We start from the raw sequence: 17,714 nt of genomic DNA, 5'->3' as shown, positions 1-17,714 counted from the left end.
AATGCAGTGACGCAACAAATCCGCCGCCAGCGGTGAGCGGCAGCGGACAGGAATTGGGGCTGTGGGAGCAGGCATCACTCCCACAGGAAACCCGGGCGTCGGCCCGGGTTCAGGTGTTACTTCTTGGCGACGTTGCCGCCTTCTTGCAGACCCAGGTCAGCCAGTGCCTTGGCGGCGACTTTGGCTGGAACCGGGATGTAGCCGTCCTTGACCACGACTTCCTGGCCTTGCTTGGACAGGATCAGCTTGACGAACTCAGCTTCCAGCGGCGCCAGAGGCTTGTTCGGGGCCTTGTTGACGTACACGTAGAGGAAGCGCGACAGCGGGTATTTGCCGTTCAGGGCGTTCTCTTCGCTGTCTTCGATGAACTCGGTGCTGCCTTTCTTGGCCAGGGCCACGGTCTTCACGCTGGCGGTCTTGTAGCCGATGCCCGAGTAACCGATGCCGTTCAGCGAAGAGCTGATCGACTGCACGACCGAAGCCGAGCCTGGTTGTTCGTTGACGTTTGGCTTGTAGTCACCTTTGCACAGGGCTTCTTCCTTGAAGTAGCCGTAGGTGCCGGACACCGAGTTACGACCAAACAGTTGCACTGGCTTGTTGGCCAGGTCGCCGGTCACACCCAGGTCGCCCCAGGTCTTCACGTCGGCCTTGGCGCCGCACAGGCGAGTGGACGAGAAGATCGCGTCAACCTGTTCCATAGTCAGGTGCTGGATCGGGTTGTCCTTGTGCACAAACACGGCCAGGGCGTCCACGGCAACCGGGATAGCGGTTGGCTTGTAGCCGTACTTCTGTTCGAAGGCCTGCAGTTCGTTATCCTTCATCTTGCGGCTCATCGGGCCCAGGTTGGCGGTGCCTTCGGTGAGTGCGGGTGGCGCGGTGGAGGAACCGGCGGCCTGAATCTGGATGTTTACGTTCGGGTATTCTTTCTTGTAGTTCTCGGCCCACAAGGTCATCAGGTTGGCCAGGGTATCGGAGCCGACGCTGGAGAGGTTGCCCGACACACCAGTGGTCTTGGTGTAGCTCGGGATCGCAGGGTCAACAGCGGCAACCGCGTTGGCAGTCGCAACGCCAGCAGCGACAAAGGTCATTGCCGCCATCAAACGCTTCAGTTTCATGCCTTACTCCTAGCAGATAGGGTGTGTTAAGTCGGCCAAGTATCGGTAAGCCGTGTGAACACTCTATGGCTGAAATATGACAATTGGATGAAAGGCCAGTATTGAGTTTTGCAAGATGATTCTTGTGGCGAGGGGATTTATCCCCGCTGGGCTGCGCAGCAGCCCCTTAAACCTGATAACTCGATGTGGTAGATAGATTGAGTTGGCAGTGTTGGGGCCGCTTCGCGACCCAGCGGGGATAAATCCCCTCGCCACAGAGGCTGTTCTGCGCTGCTTAGCGCCCTTTCTTCCAGAGATACCCACCAATCACCATCCCGATCCCGCAGATGATCGCCACGTAATACGCCGGCCCCATCGGGCTCTCCTTCAACAGCAACGTCACCACCATCGGGGTCAAGCCACCGAAGATTGCGTAGGCCAGGTTGTAGGAAAACGACAAGCCACTGAAGCGCACCACGGCCGGGAAGGCGTTGACCATGACGTAGGGCACCGCGCCGATCGTACCCACCAGCAAGCCACTCAAGGCGTAGAGCGGGAACAGCCACTCGGGGTGGGCGAACAGGCTGTGGTAGAAGGTCCAGAAGGTGATCAGCAGCAGGCCGCTGCCGAAGACGAACACCCGGCCAGCGCCGAAGCGGTCGGCCAATACACCGGCGCCGATACAACCAAGACTCAGGAACACAATCGCCAGGCTATTGGCCTGCAACGCCGTGGTCGGGCTGAAGTGGTAGACGGTCTGCAGCACCGTTGGCGTCATCAGGATCACCACGATGACGCCGGCCGACAGCAGCCAGGTCAGCAGCATCGAAATGGCGATGGCGCCACGATGGTCGCGCAGCACGGCGCGCAGCGGCACTTCTTCGGCCAGGGCCTTGCGCTGTTGCAGCTCGGCGAACACCGGGGTTTCGTGCAACCAGCGGCGCAGATACACCGAGAACAGGCCGAACACACCACCCAGCAGGAACGGAATCCGCCAGGCGTAATCCGCCACTTCCACTGGCGTATAAATGCTGTTGATGGCGGTAGCGACCAACGAACCCAACAGGATCCCCGCCGTCAGGCCGCAGGTCAGGGTGCCGCAGGCGTAGCCGATGTGCCGCGCCGGAACGTGCTCGGAAACGAATACCCAAGCCCCCGGTACTTCGCCGCCAATCGCGGCGCCTTGGATCACGCGCATCAGCAACAGCAGGATCGGCGCCCACATGCCGATCTGTGCATAGGTCGGCAGCAAGCCCATGATCAGCGTCGGCACGGCCATCATGAAAATGCTCAGGGTGAACATTTTCTTGCGCCCCAGCAGGTCGCCGAAGTGAGCCATGATGATTCCGCCCAACGGGCGAGCCAGGTAACCGGCGGCAAAAATGCCAAACGTTTGCATCAGGCGCAGCCATTCAGGCATTTCGGCGGGGAAAAACAGTTTGCCGACCACGGTGGCAAAGAACACGAAAATGATGAAATCGTAGAACTCCAGCGCGCCGCCGAGGGCAGAAAGCGACAAGGTCTTGTAGTCGTTACGGGTCAGCGGACGGGCGGGTTGTGCGGGCGTCGCCGTGCTCGAAGGCGCAGTGGTCATGGCAAGGGCTTCTCTTATAGTCAGTTCTCGGCCCGACAACACCGGATGGGAGCCCGGGCCGGTTCGGCACGATAGCAAATTGTTCGAAAAAGCACATAGAGGCGCGTAATTGACAGTCAAAATCAGAACCCGATGGTCGTATCGACGTCTATCGCCCGATATACTCGCAACCTTGCGACACTCTGTAAGGGGTTGCTGTGCGAAAACGTCGTTGGTGATGTAGTACAAATCAGCCGGTTTCGCAGAGTTTCCCTTTGGCACGCCTTTATGAAAAACGTGACGAACGAGGCATGTTCGGGCTGAATCGTTTTTTTCAAAGACGGCTATTCACCTGAAGTACACGACAGAGTTACGGGTCAGAGGCACCCCCGGCATGATAGAGCTCGAACAAGAAGATCCAATTCCGCAAGGCGACCTGGCCCTGCAAATCACCGCACTTCCCCGTGACACCAACGGCTTCGGCGACATTTTCGGCGGCTGGCTGGTGTCCCAGATGGACCTCGCCGGCACCGCGATGGCCAGCAAGGTGGCGGGTGGGCGCGTGGCGACCGTAGCGATTGATCGCATGGCGTTCCTGGTGCCGGTGGCCGTGGGCGCACAGTTGTCCTTCTATACCCAGGCGCTGGAAATCGGCCGCAGCTCGATCCAGATGATGGTCGAGGTGTGGAGCGACGACCCGCTGTCCAGTGAATGGCGCAAGGTCACCGAAGCGGTGTTCGTGTTCGTCGCCATCGACGGTAGCGGTCGTACCCGTTCGGTTCCACCACGGGCCCGTTAAACGCGGCAACCGTTTTGCGGTCCATTGCAGTCCATGTTCCTGAACGAGATTTGCAACATGCCTACGCCCAACGTCGAAGCCGTCAAACTGGATGAACTGAACGGTTGGCGCATCCGCCACGGTCAGGCCGAGTTGCTGGTGGCCCAGCAAGGCGCGCATATCCTCAGTTATCAGGTGGACGGCCAGCCGCCGCTGATCTGGCTCAATGACCAGGCCACCTTCAAGGCCGGCAAGAGCATCCGCGCCGGTGTGCCGGTGTGCTGGCCGTGGTTCGGCAACCTGACCCGCAACCCCGACAGCGTCCAGGCCATGCGCGTCAGCAACGAGCCTGCAACGGCCCACGGCCTGGTGCGGGCGATGGATTGGGAATTGAGGGGCATCGAGGCCGAAGGTGAAAGCCTGAAAATCGAATTCGTCCTGCCCTACCCTGAAAACGGCCTGTCGGGTTGGCCCCATCAGGTCGACCTGACGTTGACCATCGTGATGAACGAGCAACTGCATATCCACCTCACCAGCCATAACCGTGGCAGTGAAACCGTCAGCCTCAGCCAGGCGTTGCACAGCTATTTCGCTGTCAGCGATGTGCGCAACGTGCAGGTCGAAGGGGTGGATGGCTTGAGCTACATCGAGACCCTGGACGATTGGAAGACCCACGCCCAGGCCGGTGACCTGCATTTTGCCGGCGAAACCGACCGCATCTACCTCAATACCCCGCCGACACTGAGCATCGTTGACCCGCACTGGCAACGCCGAATCCAACTGACCAGCACCGGCTCACGCTCGGCGGTGATCTGGAATCCCTGGACCGAACGGGCCAAGGCCTTCAGCGACATGGCCGACGACGGCTGGCAGCGCATGTTGTGCATCGAGACGGCGAATGTGATGGATGACGTGGTGACGCTGTTGCCCGACGCCAGCCATACCCTGGGCGTGAGCATCTGCAGCAAGCCGCTCTGACACCGCAAAAACCATTGTGGGAGCGAGCTTGCTCGCGATAGCGGGCTGACAGTCACCCTCAGCGTCGACTGACACACCGCCATCGCGAGCAAGCTCGCTCCCACATTGGGTTTTGTGTTGGGTCAATGGGCCGGTTACAAATCCGCCTCCTGCACCACCCTCACCTTCTCCGCCTCCAGCGCATACGCTGCGCTCGCCAGGTCGTTATCGACCTTCTCGATCTTCAACGTGCCCGTCACCCACAGCGGCGTGTAGATGTCGTCCAGCTTCAGCCCCTTGGGATAGCGCACCAGCACCAATTGATTAGGCGGCGGTGGCGGGACGTGGATGCAGGCACCCGGGTAAGGCACCAGGAAAAACAGCGTGCTGCGGCCCTTGGCATCGCTTTCCAGGGGGACCGGATAGCCACCGATGCGGATGTGCTTGTCGTTCATCGACGCCACGGTCTTGGTCGAATACATCACCGCCGGCAAGCCTTTGCTTTGCTTCAAGCCACCCTTTTCAGTGAAGGTGCCGTTGGCTTCGGGGGAGTTGTGATCGATTTCGGGCATGGCCTCGAGGGCTTTCTGGTCCGACTTGGGCATCAGTTCGAGCCAGTCGGTTTCCGGCAGCTCGGCGGCGTGGGCCAGGCCACTGCCCAACAAAAGAAGGGTCAACACTAGACGGCGCATGAATGGGCTCGGCAATGAGTAAGGAATGAAACGCCGGGCAGTTTAGCCCCTCTCTGTGCGCCGCGCAGAGAGGGCTTCATCAAGTTTAATCAGTTTCTTTTGATCAGGCCGTAGATCACCAGCAGCACGATCGCACCCACCAGGGCACCGATGAAACCCGCGCCTTGACCGGCCTGGTAGATGCCCAGGGCCTGGCCGCCATAAGTGGCTGCCAACGAACCGCCAATACCGAGCAGGATGGTCATGATCCAGCCCATGCTGTCATCGCCAGGCTTCAGGAAGCGCGCGAGCAGGCCAACGATCAAGCCGATAAAAATGGTTCCGATGATTCCCATGGCATTCCCCTCTGATTAGACGCAAAGCCAAAACCTGATCAGGTTTTGGCACTTAGCCATGAGAGAGGTTAGCCGATGAATGGTTCCACCGGTGTTGCAGACTATTGTTCGGCGATCAGCGTCTCGACCTTGATGATCTGCTGGGCCAGGGTGTCCCGATCGGCGCAACGCAGGTTGGCGTGACCAACCTTGCGCCCGGCTTTGAACGCCTTGCCATAGTGGTGCAGGTGGCAGTCGGCAATCGCCAGGACTTTCTCGGTGTGCGGCACTTTGCCGATGAAGTTCAGCATCGCGCTTTCACCGACCTTGGAGGTCGAACCCAGCGGCAGCCCGGCCACCGCCCGCAGGTGGTTTTCGAACTGGCTGCACTCGGCGCCTTCGGTGGTCCAGTGTCCGGAGTTATGGACGCGCGGGGCGATTTCGTTGGCCTTGAGGCCGCCGTCCACTTCGAAGAACTCGAACGCCATGACGCCGACGTAATCGAGCTGCTTGAGCACCCGGCTGGAGTAGTCTTCGGCCAGGGCTTGCAGCGGATGGTCGGTACTGGCGACGGACAGCTTGAGAATGCCGTCCTTGTGGGTGTTGTGCACCAGCGGGTAGAAGCGGATTTCACCGTCGCGGGCGCGCACGGCGATCAGCGAGACTTCACCGGTGAACGGTACGAAACCCTCCAGCAGGCAACCGACGCTGCCCAGCTCGGCAAAGGTGCCGGCGACGTCTTCAGGGTTGCGCAAGACCTTCTGGCCCTTGCCGTCGTAACCCAGGGTGCGGGTCTTGAGCACGGCCGGCAGGCCGATGGCCGCGACAGCGGCGTCAAGGTCAGCCTGGGATTGGATGTCGGCGAAGGCCGGCGTCGGGATGCCCAGGTCTTTGAACATGTTCTTTTCGAACCAGCGGTCGCGGGCGATGCGCAGGGCTTCGGCGCTCGGGTAGACCGGGACGAACTGGGACAGGAAGGCAACGGTTTCGGCCGGGACGCTTTCGAATTCGAAGGTTACCAGGTCGACTTCATCGGCCAACTGGCGCAGGTGATCCTGGTCGCCGTAGTCGGCCCGAAGGTGTTCACCCAGGGCAGCGGCACAGGCGTCCGGCGCCGGGTCCAGGAAAGCGAAGTTCATCCCCAGCGGGGTTCCCGCCAGGGCCAACATGCGACCCAACTGGCCGCCACCGATTACACCGATCTTCATTCGTCAACAACCTCAGGCAATGCGTGGGTCTGGATTGTCCAGGACGCTGTCTGTCTGCTCAGCGCGGAATTTTTTCAGCACGGTATGAAACTGTGGGTGCTTGGCGCCCAGGATACTCGCCGACAGCAAGGCCGCGTTGATCGCGCCGGCCTTGCCGATGGCCAGGGTCGCGACCGGGATGCCGGCTGGCATCTGCACGATCGACAGCAGCGAATCGACACCCGAGAGCATCGAGGATTGCACCGGCACGCCCAGCACTGGCAGGTGGGTCTTGGCCGCACACATGCCTGGCAAATGGGCCGCGCCGCCGGCACCGGCGATGATCACTTCGATGCCGCGCGCCTCGGCTTCTTCGGCGTACTGGAACAGCAGGTCCGGGGTACGGTGGGCGGACACCACTTTCACCTCGTAAGGGATGCCGAGCTTTTCCAGCATATCGGCGGTGTGGCTAAGGGTGGACCAATCGGACTTGGAGCCCATGATCACGCCAACCAGTGCACTCATCGTCGTGCCTCTTCTCTCTGGGCGCCCTCGGGCGCGTCAAAAAACAACAAGCCACGCGGGAAACCGGCGTGGCTTGTTGTACGAATGATGGCCGGGTTAACCGACCGAAGGCCGGGCAGTATACCGAAAAAGGTAAATTAAACGCACTTTCGCCGACCATCTGTCATTTGCGTCGAAGCGGCGGTTTTATTGACTCGCAGGTCAGCAGAAAAACGCCTCAGATCCCTGTGGGAGCGAGCTTGCTCGCGATAGCGGTAGGTCAGTCAAATCAACACTGGCTGACACGCCGCTATCGCGAGCAAGCTCGCTCCCACAAGGGGCTGCATGGGTTTCAAGAACCGGCCACACCCTGCGCCACGCCACCCTCAAGCTTGCGCCACAGCAACCGCACGTTGGCCTTGCGCACCAGGGCGCAGCGGTACAGGCGGATCTCCAGCGGGACATGCCATTGCGCCCCGCCGCAGATCACCAATTCGCCCCGGGCCAGTTCGTTGCGCACACTCAGGTGAGGGACCCAGGCGATGCCCAAGCCTTCCAGGGCCATGCTTTTCAGGCTGTCGGCCATCGCGGTCTCGTAGACCGTGGTAAAACGCAGCGCGCGCTGGCGCAGCAACTGATTGACCGAACGCCCGAGGAAGGCCCCGGCGCTGTAGGCCAACAGCGGCACGCTGGCCTCGCCTTCCAGATCGAACAATGGCCGGCCCTGTGCGTCGGCGGCACAGACCGGAAGCATTTCGGTCTGGCCCAAATGCAAGGACGGGAAAATCTCCGGGTCCATCTGCATCGCCGAATCCGGATCATAGAAAGCCAGCATCAGGTCACAGCCGCCTTCGCGCAGGGCATGTACCGCATCGCCCACGTTGGTCGCCACCAGCCGCGTGGCGATGTTCATGCCGTCGTTGCGCAACTGGGCGATCCAGCGCGGGAAGAAGCCCAGCGCCAGTGAATGCGCGGCTGCCACCTGGATGACTTCGCCCTGCCCGCCCTCCAGATGATGCAGATGCCGCAGCACCTCGCCCAACTGCTCGACCACCGTGCGCGCCGTCACCAGGAACAGTTGCCCTGCGGCGGTCAGCTCGATCGGCGTGCGCGAGCGATTGACCAGCGTCAGCCCCAGCGCCGCCTCCAGACTACGGATCCGCCGGCTGAAGGCGGGCTGTGTCACAAAGCGTCGTTCGGCCGCCTGGGAAAAACTGCGCGTCGCGGCCAGGGCACTGAAGTCCTCCAGCCATTTGCTTTCTAAATTCATCACCGTCCTCCCGAAGGACGCACCAAAACAGGTCGCACGTTCGCCGTGTCGTCGGCGTCACACGGGCATTATGCCGAATATGCATAGGCCAGTGTTTAACAGCATTGGCCCTAATTTTTCTGAAAGCCTAGGATTCACAGCGTTCCGGCCTAGACCGGGTCCTTATTGAGATGATTTCCATCATGTCCTCCGCTGCATCATTCCGCACAGAAAAAGACCTGCTTGGCGTACTCGAAGTACCGGCGCAAGCGTATTACGGCATCCAGACCCTGCGAGCGATCAATAACTTTCGTCTCTCCGGTGTCCCGATCTCGCATTACCCCAAGCTGGTGGTCGGTCTGGCAATGGTCAAGCAAGCCGCCGCTGACGCCAACCGCGAACTTGGCCAGCTCAGCGAAGCCAAGCATGCCGCGATCAGCGAAGCCTGTGCACGATTGATCCGCGGCGATTTCCACGAAGAATTCGTGGTAGACATGATCCAAGGCGGCGCCGGCACGTCGACCAACATGAATGCCAACGAAGTCATCGCCAACATCGCGCTGGAGGCCATGGGTCACCAGAAGGGCGAATACCAGTACCTGCATCCCAACAACGACGTGAACATGGCGCAGTCCACCAACGACGCCTATCCGACCGCGATCCGCCTGGGTCTGCTGCTGGGTCACGACGCGTTGCTGGCCAGCCTCGACAGCCTGATCCAGGCGTTCGCCGCCAAGGGCGAAGAATTCAGCCACGTCCTGAAAATGGGCCGCACCCAGCTGCAAGACGCCGTGCCGATGACCCTCGGCCAGGAATTCCGCGCCTTCGCCACCACCCTGAGCGAAGACCTGGCACGCCTGAAAACCCTGGCGCCTGAGCTGCTTACCGAAGTGAACCTGGGCGGCACCGCCATCGGCACCGGCATCAACGCCGACCCGCGCTACCAGGCCCTGGCCGTACAGCGCCTGGCGACCATCAGCGGCCAACCGCTGGTGCCAGCCGCCGACCTGATCGAAGCCACCTCCGACATGGGCGCCTTTGTGCTGTTCTCCGGCATGCTCAAGCGCACCGCGGTCAAGCTGTCGAAGATCTGCAACGACCTGCGCCTGCTGTCCAGCGGCCCACGCACCGGCATCAACGAAATCAACCTGCCGGCCCGCCAGCCAGGCAGCTCGATCATGCCTGGCAAGGTCAACCCGGTGATCCCGGAAGCGGTCAACCAAGTGGCGTTCCAGATCATCGGCAACGACCTGGCCCTGACCATGGCGGCCGAAGGCGGCCAACTGCAACTGAACGTGATGGAGCCGCTGATCGCCTTCAAGATCTTCGACTCGATCCGCCTGTTGCAACGCGCCATGGACATGCTGCGCGAGCACTGCATCGTCGGCATCACCGCCAACGAGGCGCGCTGCCGTGAGCTGGTCGAGCACTCGATCGGCCTGGTCACCGCCCTGAACCCATACATCGGCTATGAAAACGCCACCCGTATCGCCCGTGTTGCCCTGGAAAGCGGCCGCGGCGTGCTGGAGCTGGTGCGCGAAGAAGGCTTGCTTGACGACGCCATGCTCGACGACATCCTGCGCCCGGAAAACATGATTGCCCCGCGTCTGGTCCCACTGAAGGCTTGATCGACGCGACCACCGCTCACCAGGTCGAGGGACTAGACACCTCTCACCTTTTGAGGGCTTGGGGACTCGTTCCCCAAGCCCTTTTTTTTAACAGAAGGATGCAAGCAAGACAGAACCTGTAGGACCGAGCCGACTGGCAATAAACAGCGCCGCGCTGCCGTTGTACCCCGCGTCGCTCGCCATCGCGAGCCAGCTCTCTCCCGCAAGAACCTGACCGAAAGGCCAGGAGATACAAGGGTTCGTTTCGTCGCATGCACCACAACTGTGCAGACGGGCGTCGCACTGATAGGTATAGTGCCGCCCCTCTTCGCATGAGTGGTCGTCGTCAACGAGGCCTCAACAACATGCGAAAACCGAACTAATAACAAACCCGCGAAGTGGACCGGGACGAAGCATCCCCAATCTGTCGAGCCGCGCGCCGACCGATGTAACACGATGTTTCCAAATGGCCATCATTGCTTAAACAAAAAACAGCGAGGAATACTCATGCTCGAAGTCATCAACGACTTCCTCTCAGGGAAAGTGCTGATCGCGCTCATTGTCGGGCTCGGTGGCTACTTCACGATCCGCTCGCGTTTCGTCCAGTTCCGTCATTTCTTCCACATGTTCACGGTATTCCGTGACAGCCTGAAAAGCAGCACTGACCAGCTCAGCTCGTTCCAGGCCCTGATGCTCAGCCTGGCCGGCCGTGTCGGCGCGGGCAACATTGCCGGTGTCGGCATTGCCGTGACCCTCGGCGGTCCGGGTGCGGTGTTCTGGATGTGGGTGACCGCGCTGGTCGGCATGTCCAGCAGCTTCTTCGAATGCTCCCTCGGCCAGCTCTACAAGCGCTGCGACTCCGAAGGCCAGTTCCGTGGCGGCCCGTCCTATTACATCCAGCACGGCCTGCAGAAACGCTGGTTGGGCATGATCATGGCGTTCCTGCTGCTGATCACCTTCGGCTTCGCCTTCAACGGCCTGCAAGCCCACGCCGTGACCCACTCCCTGAACAACGCCTTCGGCCTCGACACCACTTACACCGGCCTGGGCCTGGCGGTGTTGCTGGGCCTGGTGTTCATTGGCGGGATCAAGCGTATCGCCAAGGTTGCCGACCTGCTGGTACCGGTCAAGACCCTGGCGTACATCGGCGTGACCCTCTACGTGATCGTGCTGCAGTTCGAACACGTACCGGGCATGCTGGCGACCATCGTCAAGAGCGCCTTTGGCCTGGACCAGGCTTTTGGTGGCCTGATTGGCAGCGCCATCGTCATGGGCGTCAAGCGTGGCGTATTCGCCAACGAAGCCGGCCTGGGCAGCGCGCCTAACGTCGCCGCTGTCGCGTCGGTCGAGCACCCGGTGGCACAAGGTGTGGTCCAGGCGTTCAGCGTGTTCCTGGACACCTTCGTGATCTGCACCTGCACCGCGTTGCTGATCCTGCTGTCGGGCTTCTACACCCCGGGCTTCGAAGGCGACGGCATTGCCCTGACCCAGAACTCCCTGGCGGCCGTGGTCGGTGACTGGGGCCGGGTGTTCATCTCCGTAGCCTTGTCGTTGTTCGTGTTCACCTCGATCCTCTACAACTACTATCTGGGTGAGAACAACCTGCGCTTCATGCTCGGCGAAAACCGCAAGGCGCTGATGGCGTATCGCACCCTGGTCCTGGCGCTGATTTTCTGGGGCGCCATCGAGAACCTGGGTACCGTGTTCGCGTTCGCCGACATCACCATGACCCTGCTGGCGTTCGTGAACCTGATCGCGCTGTTCCTGCTGTTCAAGGTCGGCATGCGCATCCTGCGCGATTACGACGACCAGCGTGCGGCCGGTATCAAGGTTCCGGTCTTTGACTCGAGCAAGTTCCCGGACCTGGACCTGGACCGCAACGCCTGGCCGGCCACCCCGTCGGCACCGGTTGCCAAGCCTGAAAACGCCCAGGCGGGCGCGGCCGCAGCGCAACGCTGAGCGGCAGGCTGATCGTAAAAAACCGGGCGCATCCCCTGCGCCCGGCGTGACACAGCACGAGGTCGGCGTCATGCTCGGCCTCATGTTGTGACGGCTAACCCAAGCGGCCGTTTTCATCCTCGGAGAACAATCCATGAATTCCTCGACCTACCCTGCCGCCCAGCACGTCATGGTGCTCTACACCGGCGGCACCATCGGCATGCAAGCCAGCGCCAGCGGCCTGGCCCCGGCCTCCGGCTTCGAAGCGCGGATGCGCGACTACCTGCACAGCCAGCCTGAGCTGGTAGTACCGCAGTGGCGCTTCCGGGAGATGTCGCCGCTGATCGACAGCGCCAACATGACCCCGGCCTACTGGCAGCAACTGCGCGAAGCGGTGGTCGACGCCGTGGACGTGCAAGGCTGCGACAGCGTGCTGATCCTGCATGGCACCGACACCCTGGCCTACAGCGCCGCCGCCATGAGCTTCCAGTTACTGGGCCTGCACGCGCGGGTCTGCTTCACCGGTTCGATGCTGCCCGCCGGCGTAACTGACAGCGACGCCTGGGAAAACCTCAGCGGCGCGCTGGTCGCCCTCGGCCAAGGCCTGGCGCCGGGCGTGCACCTTTATTTCCACGGTGAACTGCTGGCGCCGACCCGTTGCGCGAAAGTGCGCAGCTTCGGTCGTCACCCGTTCAAGCGCCTGGAACGCCAGGGCGGTGGCGTCAAGGCCGCTTCGCTGCCAACCCAGTTGAATTACAACCAGCCGAAACACCTGGCGAACGTCGCCGCGCTGCCGCTGTTCCCCGGCATCGGTGCCGAAATCCTCGATGGCCTGCTGGGCAGTGGCCTCCAGGGCCTGGTGCTGGAGTGCTACGGCAGCGGCACCGGGCCGAGCGACAATCCGGCGTTCCTCGCCAGCCTGGAGCGGGCGCGGGACAGCGGCGTGGTGGTGGTCGCGGTCACTCAGTGCCACGAAGGCGGCGTCGAGCTGGACGTGTACGAAGCCGGCAGCCGCTTGCGCGGCGTTGGTGTGTTGTCCGGCGGCGGCATGACACGCGAAGCGGCGTTCGGCAAGTTGCAGGCGTTGATTGGCGCCGGGTTGCCGGTGGATGAGGTTCGGCGGTTGGTAGAGTTGGATCTGTGTGGTGAGTTGATCTGACACCCTGCCAAACCCTGTGGGAGCGAGCTTGCTCGCGATAGCGGCGGCACAGTTGACATCTACTTCGACTGACACACCGTCATCGCAAGCAAGCTCGCTCCCACTAGGGTCCAGCGTTCGCGTCGCGAAACTGGGCCGGCATATAACTTGCTCCATCTCCCGTCTCCCCAGGCTGGAAACGGACCATGCTGCATTCCCACCTCACCACGCTCAACGCCGTCTCCCTGGTGCTCGACGCCTTCAAGCACGACGGCCTGCCCCGTGATGCATTGCTGGCCGGCAGCGGCATCAGCACGGCGGATCTGAGCCGGGCCGACACGCGCATCACCACCAACCAGGAAATGCAGGTCTGTGCCAACGCCGTCGCCCTCAAGCGGGATATCGGCCTGGAACTGGGGCGCAACATGCACGTTTCGTCCTACGGCATGCTCGGCTATGCCCTGCTCACCAGTGCCACCTTAGGTGACGCTTTGCGCCTGGCGCTGCGCTATCCGGCGCTGTTGGGAACACTCTTCGAACTGGCCTTGGACGATGACGGCGAGCACATCTGGCTCAGCGCCAGCGACTATCGGGAAAACCCGGCCCTGGCGGTATTCAACGCCGAGTTCTGCATGGTCTCGCTGAAGGTGATCTGCAACGACCTACTCGGTCACCCGCTGCCCTTGCGTGCGGCGCGCTTCGAACATTCGGCGCCGGATTACCAGGCGCGCTACGCCAACCTGTTCGATTGCCCGGTGCGCTTCGACAGCGTCGACAACGCCTTCGCCTTCGACCGCCATTGGCTGGAACAACCCCTGCCGCTGGCCGACCCCATCACTCATCACGCCATGGCCGAACGCTGCCGCCGGCAGAACACCGAATTCACCGGCCGCCAGGCCTGGCTGGGGCGCATCCGCCAACTGCTCGTCGCGCAACTCGATGCCGCCCCAGGCCTGGAGGGCCTGGCCGAACAAATGAACTGCTCGGCACGCACCCTGCGCCGGCATTTGAAGGATCTGGGTTGCAGCTATCAGGAACTGCTCGATGAACTGCGCTTCGAGCGGGCCAAGCAAATGCTCTGCGAGGATCAACTGCCGATCTATCGGATTGCCGAAATGCTTGGCTTCAGTGAAACGGCGAGCTTTCGCCATGCCTTCGTACGCTGGAGCGGCGTGGCACCGAGTCGGTTCAGGGCGTGAACCGCCTGCCGCTTGTGCGACATCGCCCCTGTGGCGAGGGGATTTATCCCCGCTGGGCTGCGCAGCAGCCCCTAAAGTAGCCACTCTATCGGCCCGACACACCAGGTTGTCCTGTTTTGGGGCCGCTTCGCGCCCCAGCGGGGATAAATCCCCTCACCACAGTTGTGAGGCGCGTCTGACAGATTGCTCAGCCCCTTCCGCCAAGCCACGCATCCTTGCGCCTTTGCCTACAACTACGCCAGAATCCGCCGGCTTGTGCGCCTTGCACCCGGGCTCTATCGTTTCCCTGTCGCTGACACCAGCGAATAGGCTTGGCGGCCTGGTTTCGAAAGGCGCAACAATACCCCTCAGCGTTATTGCGATGCTTCTGGCATTGGCATTCGTTATGACGGGTTGCGCAAGGATCCCCTCGGGGATACCGGGTTCCTTTCGTTCCGGGCCGCCAACCTTGCGTAATCCGTCACCCCAACTGCTTGGCGGCAGCCGGTGACGGTTCCTCATATGAAAGGAGCTTCACTATGTTCAAGATCACACCAAACCCTCCAGAAGCAGATCCCAACTCTCCTTACCTGGACGGCCTAAACGCCAAAAAACTCGAAGAAGCCGCTACCCGCGCATTGGACTTTTATCTAAAGCCCAAACCAACAAAACCCAAAGAAACCATCAAGCCCGGCCAGCTATTCACCGTCGTAAAAGATCTCGACAACGAATGCCTGCTGGCCAACCTCAGCGAAACCCTGGCTTCAGCCGATGCGATGGTCAACGAACTGGCGTTCGATCTGGAAGGCTCCAACCGCCACGTCCTCCTCGGCATCCAACAACTGATCGAGCTGAGCTCGCTGCTGGCGAACCGGGTGTTGGATAACGTCGATCCTCGATAACCGCGGCATCACCTGTGGTGAGGGGATTTATCCCCGCTGGGGCGCGAAGCGGCCCTAAAATGCAGACGACGCGGTGGGTCAGGCAGATTGGGTTGGCTGGTTAGGGGCTGCTGCGCAGCCCAGCGGGGATAAATCCCCTCGCCACGGGATTTTTGGGAGCCGTAGACTTACGCCCCGAACCAGCGCACACCCGCGCCAACAAGGGGCGATTTACGGTCAAACCTTTTGGCCATTTCGATCCCCTTTTGGCCTTTCCTGCCGTTCTCCTAAACCCTGCGCGCCGCAAGACTGTGTTCCAACGAATCAGCCCTGCGGAGAACAAGAATGCTGACGCTCTACTCGGACGATCACCACCTGCACCATGGACGCTGCGAATTGATGGACGGGCAGTTGATGCCCTGCTTCGAAATGCCGTCCCGGGCCGACCATGTGCTGGAGTGGGTCAAGGCTCGGGCGTTGGGGCCGGTGGAGGCGCCGAAGGATTTTGGCCTGGCGCCGATCCAGCGTATCCACAGCGCGGCGTACCTGGACTTCTTCAAAGGCGCGTGGGCGCGCTGGACCGAGTTCAACCGCGACGGCGACCTGCTGCCCTACACCTGGCCGGCCCGAACCCTGCGCACGGTGATCCCGACCAGCCTGCACGGCCAACTCGGCTATTACAGCTTCGACGGCGGTGCGCCGATCACCGCCGGCACTTGGCAAGCGGCGTATAGCGCAGCCCAGGTTGCCCTCACCGCCCAGGCCGAAGTCCAGCGTGGCGCGCGCAGTGCCTTTGCGTTGTGCCGTCCGCCGGGACATCACGCCGCCAGCGATTTGATGGGCGGTTATTGCTACCTCAACAATGCCGCCATCGCTGCCCAGGCTTTCCTCGATCAAGGCCATGAAAAGGTCGCCATCCTCGACGTGGATTACCACCACGGCAACGGCACCCAATCGATTTTCTACGACCGCAGCGACGTGCTGTTCGCCTCGATCCACGGCCATCCGGAGGCCGAGTTTCCGTTCTTCCTGGGCTACGAAGATGAGCGCGGCGAAGGCGCCGGCGCGGGTTTCAACTTCAACTACCCTTTGCCGGCCGGCTCAGGTTGGGACACCTGGAGCGCCGCCCTGGAGCAAGCCTGCGGCGAAGTCCAACGCTACGACGCCGACGTCATCGTCGTCTCCCTGGGCGTGGACACGTTCAAGGACGATCCGATCTCGCAATTCAAGCTCGACAGCCCCGACTACCTGGCGATGGGTAAACGCATCGCCGCTCTCGGCAAACCGACGCTGTTCGTGATGGAAGGCGGCTACGCGGTGGCAGAAATCGGCATCAATGCCGTGAACGTCCTTGAAGGTTTCCAAAGCGCCCAATGAGGAACAATAGCATGAACAGACTCAAGCATCTGATGGCCCCGCCCCTGTGCGCCGCGCTGCTTTGCGGCGCTGTCCAGGCCGAGGAGCGCACGTTGCGCGTCTACAACTGGTTCGACTACATCACGCCCAAGGCCCTGGACGATTTCAAGGCGCAGAACAGCCAGGTCAAGCTGATCTACGACATCTTCGACACCAACGAGGCGCTGGAGGCCAAGCTGCTGACGGGCAACGCCGGCTATGACGTGGTGGTACCGTCCAACGTGTTCCTGGCCAAGCAGATCGAAGCCGGAGTGTTCCAGCCCCTGGATCGCAGCAAGCTGCCGAACTGGAACCACCTCGATCCCAAGCTGATGAAGCTGATCGAAGCCAACGACCCCGGCAATAAATTCGCCGTGCCCTACATGTACGGCACCATCCTGATCGGCTTCAACCCGGACAAGGTCAAGGCTGCCCTGGGCGGCAACGCGCCGGTGGACAGTTGGGACCTGATCTTCAAGGAAGAGAACATCAGCAAGCTCAAGCAGTGCGGCGTGGCCTTGCTCGATTCACCGTCGGAGATCCTGCCCCTGGCCTTGCAGCACCTCGGCCTGGACCCCAACAGCAAGAAGCCGGCGGACTACGCCAAGGCCGAAGCGCTGCTGCTGAAGATCCGGCCTTACATCACGTATTTCCACTCGTCCAAATACATGGCGGATATCGCCAACGGCGACATCTGCGTGGCCGTCGGTTATTCCGGCAGCTTTTCCCAGGCGGCCAACCGCGCCAAGGAAGCCAAGAATGGCGTGACGGTGGACATGCGACTGCCCAAGGAAGGCGCACCGATCTGGTTTGACATGCTCGCGATTCCCAAGGGTGCGAAGAACCCGGACGATGCCTACACCTTCATCAATTACCTGCTGCAACCGCAGGTGATCGCGCCAGTCAGCGATTTCGTCGGCTATCCGAACCCGAACAAGGACGCCACGGAAATGGTCGACCCGGCGATCCGCGCCAACCCCAACCTTTATCCAACTGAAGCCGCCATGGCCTCGCTGTACACGCTGCAACCGTTGCCCAGGGATGCCGAGCGCGCACGCACACGGGCCTGGACGCGAATCAAGTCCGGCCAGTGATCACGCAGGCGATGGCCTCGGACGGGCTGCAATGTGGCGCGACAACCTATACATAGTTACCACCTTCCCCGCTCCCTCCCTCTCTAGCATGAAAAAACCGAAGCGTTCGGCTTCGGTTTTTTCATTATTTCGAGA

16 protein-coding genes are annotated in these 17,714 nt (G+C 61.5%); 9 read left to right on the top strand and 7 right to left on the bottom strand.

The genetic code is table 11. The annotated features are described in order from the left end of the window. Nucleotides 1-116: 116 nt before the first annotated feature. Together JMN22_RS00990 and JMN22_RS00985 are read right to left on the bottom strand one after the other, a co-directional pair. Nucleotides 117-1,115, bottom strand: coding sequence for a phosphate ABC transporter substrate-binding protein PstS (locus JMN22_RS00990; RefSeq protein WP_030139128.1), 999 nt, complete (start codon nucleotides 1,113-1,115; stop codon nucleotides 117-119). A 274-nt stretch (nucleotides 1,116-1,389) separates the two neighbouring features. Further along, nucleotides 1,390-2,688: an MFS transporter gene (locus tag JMN22_RS00985; RefSeq protein WP_030139127.1), complete on the bottom strand. Its 1,299-nt coding sequence runs from the start codon at nucleotides 2,686-2,688 to the stop codon at nucleotides 1,390-1,392. Between the two features lie 373 nt (nucleotides 2,689-3,061). On the opposite strand from JMN22_RS00985, the gene JMN22_RS00980 reads away from it, so the two are divergent. Both JMN22_RS00980 and JMN22_RS00975 read left to right on the top strand, forming a co-directional pair. Then, a complete protein-coding gene (locus JMN22_RS00980) occupies nucleotides 3,062-3,466 on the top strand; it encodes an acyl-CoA thioesterase (RefSeq protein WP_030139126.1) in 405 nt (134 codons plus the stop codon). A gap of 57 nt (nucleotides 3,467-3,523) precedes the next feature. After that, a complete protein-coding gene (locus JMN22_RS00975) occupies nucleotides 3,524-4,423 on the top strand; it encodes a D-hexose-6-phosphate mutarotase (protein WP_030139125.1) in 900 nt (299 codons plus the stop codon). A 134-nt stretch (nucleotides 4,424-4,557) separates the two neighbouring features. Here the strand turns inward: JMN22_RS00975 and JMN22_RS00970 are convergent, their stop codons facing one another. From JMN22_RS00970 to JMN22_RS00950, 5 genes are all read right to left on the bottom strand, one after another. After that, a complete protein-coding gene (locus tag JMN22_RS00970) occupies nucleotides 4,558-5,094 on the bottom strand; it encodes a DUF3299 domain-containing protein (protein WP_030139124.1) in 537 nt (178 codons plus the stop codon). Between the two features lie 89 nt (nucleotides 5,095-5,183). After that, nucleotides 5,184-5,429, bottom strand: a complete 246-nt coding sequence (locus JMN22_RS00965; protein ID WP_003187057.1) for a GlsB/YeaQ/YmgE family stress response membrane protein — start codon at nucleotides 5,427-5,429, stop codon at nucleotides 5,184-5,186. 101 nt (nucleotides 5,430-5,530) lie between these two features. Further along, a complete protein-coding gene (locus JMN22_RS00960; protein WP_198796184.1) occupies nucleotides 5,531-6,616 on the bottom strand; it encodes a 5-(carboxyamino)imidazole ribonucleotide synthase in 1,086 nt (361 codons plus the stop codon). Nucleotides 6,617-6,628: 12 nt separating this feature from the next. Further along, on the bottom strand, nucleotides 6,629-7,120 hold the full coding sequence (gene purE / locus JMN22_RS00955) for a 5-(carboxyamino)imidazole ribonucleotide mutase (RefSeq protein WP_003196369.1): 492 nt from the start codon (nucleotides 7,118-7,120) through the stop codon (nucleotides 6,629-6,631). A gap of 331 nt (nucleotides 7,121-7,451) precedes the next feature. Beyond that, a complete protein-coding gene (locus JMN22_RS00950; protein WP_198796183.1) occupies nucleotides 7,452-8,369 on the bottom strand; it encodes a LysR substrate-binding domain-containing protein in 918 nt (305 codons plus the stop codon). Nucleotides 8,370-8,551: 182 nt separating this feature from the next. Here JMN22_RS00950 and aspA point away from each other — a divergent pair, with 182 nt between their 5' ends. From aspA to JMN22_RS00915, 7 genes are all read left to right on the top strand, one after another. After that, on the top strand, nucleotides 8,552-9,976 hold the full coding sequence (gene aspA / locus JMN22_RS00945; protein ID WP_030139110.1) for an aspartate ammonia-lyase: 1,425 nt from the start codon (nucleotides 8,552-8,554) through the stop codon (nucleotides 9,974-9,976). A 486-nt stretch (nucleotides 9,977-10,462) separates the two neighbouring features. Beyond that, nucleotides 10,463-11,914, top strand: coding sequence for an alanine/glycine:cation symporter family protein (locus JMN22_RS00940; RefSeq protein WP_198796182.1), 1,452 nt, complete (start codon nucleotides 10,463-10,465; stop codon nucleotides 11,912-11,914). Nucleotides 11,915-12,047: 133 nt separating this feature from the next. After that, nucleotides 12,048-13,052 (top strand): asparaginase, encoded by a 1,005-nt coding sequence (locus tag JMN22_RS00935; RefSeq protein ID WP_198796181.1) that lies wholly within the window; start codon nucleotides 12,048-12,050, stop codon nucleotides 13,050-13,052. Between the two features lie 185 nt (nucleotides 13,053-13,237). After that, nucleotides 13,238-14,230: an AraC family transcriptional regulator gene (locus JMN22_RS00930; protein ID WP_198796180.1), complete on the top strand. Its 993-nt coding sequence runs from the start codon at nucleotides 13,238-13,240 to the stop codon at nucleotides 14,228-14,230. A 518-nt stretch (nucleotides 14,231-14,748) separates the two neighbouring features. Further along, nucleotides 14,749-15,111, top strand: coding sequence for a DUF6124 family protein (locus JMN22_RS00925; protein ID WP_198796179.1), 363 nt, complete (start codon nucleotides 14,749-14,751; stop codon nucleotides 15,109-15,111). Nucleotides 15,112-15,435: 324 nt separating this feature from the next. Beyond that, nucleotides 15,436-16,467, top strand: a complete 1,032-nt coding sequence (locus JMN22_RS00920) for a histone deacetylase family protein (protein WP_198796178.1) — start codon at nucleotides 15,436-15,438, stop codon at nucleotides 16,465-16,467. Nucleotides 16,468-16,478: 11 nt separating this feature from the next. Further along, entirely contained in the window at nucleotides 16,479-17,579 is a 1,101-nt protein-coding gene (locus JMN22_RS00915; RefSeq protein WP_198796177.1) for a polyamine ABC transporter substrate-binding protein, read from the top strand. The last annotated feature ends 135 nt before the right edge of the window (nucleotides 17,580-17,714 follow it).

It is taken from the genome of Pseudomonas sp. HB05 (assembly GCF_016756915.1).
In the GTDB taxonomy this organism is placed as follows: Bacteria; Pseudomonadota; Gammaproteobacteria; order Pseudomonadales; family Pseudomonadaceae; genus Aquipseudomonas; species Aquipseudomonas alvandae.
The sequence above is the reverse complement of the archived record's forward strand: the minus strand, read 5'-3'. Positions and strand labels throughout refer to the sequence as shown.

Coding starts and splice junctions, on each gene's coding strand:
- JMN22_RS00960 (WP_198796184.1), bottom strand. CDS start 6,616: ATGAAGATCGGTGTAATCGGTGGCGGCCAGTTGGGTCGCATGTTGGCC.
- JMN22_RS00950 (WP_198796183.1), bottom strand. CDS start 8,369: ATGAATTTAGAAAGCAAATGGCTGGAGGACTTCAGTGCCCTGGCCGCG.
- aspA (WP_030139110.1), top strand. CDS start 8,552: ATGTCCTCCGCTGCATCATTCCGCACAGAAAAAGACCTGCTTGGCGTA.
- JMN22_RS00965 (WP_003187057.1), bottom strand. CDS start 5,429: ATGGGAATCATCGGAACCATTTTTATCGGCTTGATCGTTGGCCTGCTC.
- purE (WP_003196369.1), bottom strand. CDS start 7,120: ATGAGTGCACTGGTTGGCGTGATCATGGGCTCCAAGTCCGATTGGTCC.
- JMN22_RS00920 (WP_198796178.1), top strand. CDS start 15,436: ATGCTGACGCTCTACTCGGACGATCACCACCTGCACCATGGACGCTGC.
- JMN22_RS00970 (WP_030139124.1), bottom strand. CDS start 5,094: ATGCGCCGTCTAGTGTTGACCCTTCTTTTGTTGGGCAGTGGCCTGGCC.
- JMN22_RS00935 (WP_198796181.1), top strand. CDS start 12,048: ATGAATTCCTCGACCTACCCTGCCGCCCAGCACGTCATGGTGCTCTAC.
- JMN22_RS00990 (WP_030139128.1), bottom strand. CDS start 1,115: ATGAAACTGAAGCGTTTGATGGCGGCAATGACCTTTGTCGCTGCTGGC.
- JMN22_RS00975 (WP_030139125.1), top strand. CDS start 3,524: ATGCCTACGCCCAACGTCGAAGCCGTCAAACTGGATGAACTGAACGGT.
- JMN22_RS00930 (WP_198796180.1), top strand. CDS start 13,238: ATGCTGCATTCCCACCTCACCACGCTCAACGCCGTCTCCCTGGTGCTC.
- JMN22_RS00915 (WP_198796177.1), top strand. CDS start 16,479: ATGAACAGACTCAAGCATCTGATGGCCCCGCCCCTGTGCGCCGCGCTG.
- JMN22_RS00980 (WP_030139126.1), top strand. CDS start 3,062: ATGATAGAGCTCGAACAAGAAGATCCAATTCCGCAAGGCGACCTGGCC.
- JMN22_RS00985 (WP_030139127.1), bottom strand. CDS start 2,688: ATGACCACTGCGCCTTCGAGCACGGCGACGCCCGCACAACCCGCCCGT.
- JMN22_RS00925 (WP_198796179.1), top strand. CDS start 14,749: ATGTTCAAGATCACACCAAACCCTCCAGAAGCAGATCCCAACTCTCCT.
- JMN22_RS00940 (WP_198796182.1), top strand. CDS start 10,463: ATGCTCGAAGTCATCAACGACTTCCTCTCAGGGAAAGTGCTGATCGCG.